General features: G+C 58.0%; 2 protein-coding genes. Both read left to right on the top strand.

From position 1 onward, the window contains the following. The first annotated feature begins 74 nt into the window (after positions 1-74). Positions 75-1,097, top strand: coding sequence for an IS110 family RNA-guided transposase (locus BM046_RS16055; protein ID WP_090541410.1), 1,023 nt, complete (start codon positions 75-77; stop codon positions 1,095-1,097). Positions 1,098-1,171: 74 nt separating this feature from the next. After that, positions 1,172-1,387, top strand: a 216-nt coding sequence (locus BM046_RS16355; protein WP_218150057.1) for a hypothetical protein, incomplete at its 3' end; no start/stop codon positions are given.

The following is a 1,387-nucleotide window of genomic DNA, read 5'->3' as shown; positions in this document are numbered from 1 at the left end:
TACGGCGTCGTGATGCGCCAGAGGAAATAGATGCTAAACATCTATTGAGAAACGAGAAGAGACAGGAGGAGACCATGAACAAATCTACGACAATCGGTATCGATCTGGCAAAGACTGTGTTCTTCGTTGTGGTATTGGACCAACGGGGCAAACAGGCTCGACGCAAGAAGCTCCGTCGCAGCGAGCTTCTGCCGTTTCTGGCGAACTATCCCGAAGCGATGATTGCCATGGAGGCCTGCTCGGGTGCCCATTATTGGGCCAGGGAGATGGAGTCGCTGGGGCATGTGGTCGAGCTGCTGCCAGCGCAGCACATCAAGGGCTACCTGCGTGGCCAGAAGAATGATTACAACGACGCCGAAGCCATTGCCGAGGCGGCCCAGCACGGGCGCATCCGAACCGTTGCAGTCAAAAGCGTCGAGCAGCAGCTGGACCAGAGCCTGCATCGCCTGCGTCAGGCTCTGGTGGCGGAACAGACTCGGCTGGTCAACCGAGCCCGGGCGCTGTGTGCCGAGCATGGCCTGATCATGCCTGAAGGCAAGCACCGCTTCCGCCACTCGCTGGTAGCGCTGCTGGAGGACGCCGAGAACGGTCTACCGTGGCGTTTGCGTGAGTTGTTGGGACGCCAGTACCAGCTGTTCCTTGGTTTGGAAGACGAGCTGGCCTGGTATGAGCGGGAAATCAAGAAGCAGGCGGCCGAGAACGAAACCTGTCAGCGATTGATGAGCATTCCAGGCTACGGGCCTATCGTCAGCAGTGCTTTCTACGGGTGGATGGGTTCCGGTCAGCAGTTCCGCTCTGGCCGCGATGTTGCTGCTGCGCTGGGGCTCGTGCCCAAGCAATACAGCACAGGCGGGAGAGCAGTTCTGGGTGGCATCAGCAAGCGCGGAGACAAGCATCTGCGCGCACTGCTGGTACACGGTGCCCGAGCCGTTGCCCGTTATGCTAAGCGGCATGACGACCGATTGAGTAGGTGGGTGTGTAACTTGATTGAGCGACGAGGCTACAACAAGGCAGTGGTAGCACTGGCCAACAAGCTTGCGCGCATCGGTTGGGCGGTTGTGACGAAGGAACAGGCATATGCAGCCATACCTGTGTAGCGCAGGCTGATAGCACACAAGGTTAAACACAGAGAGGTAAAGCACTCCCCCAGGTTGCGAAGGCAATCAGCAATGTGATGACAATCCAGGTCAAACCGGTGTATCGAAAACCTGAGGAGGGACAGGGCCAACCAGGCCGCGTGCTCGATAAGGACGATACACAGCGACTGCTCATCAAGGCCCGCAGCTCTGTGCTGCACATGGAGGCCGGATATACGACAGACAACCTGCTCTTGTCATTGACTGTTGAATGCCTTGCAATGAGGGAGGAGACCATATACGTCCCTCCC

The sequence above is a fragment of the Halopseudomonas formosensis genome (assembly GCF_900115905.1).
Lineage (GTDB): Bacteria > Pseudomonadota > Gammaproteobacteria > Pseudomonadales > Pseudomonadaceae > Halopseudomonas > Halopseudomonas formosensis.
Note: the sequence above shows the minus strand (reverse complement) of the source record. Positions and strands in the feature narration are given on the sequence as shown.

Bases quoted from the DNA above. Each gene is read 5' to 3' on its own strand.
- BM046_RS16055 (WP_090541410.1), top strand. From the start codon at position 75: ATGAACAAATCTACGACAATCGGTATCGATCTGGCAAAGACTGTGTTC.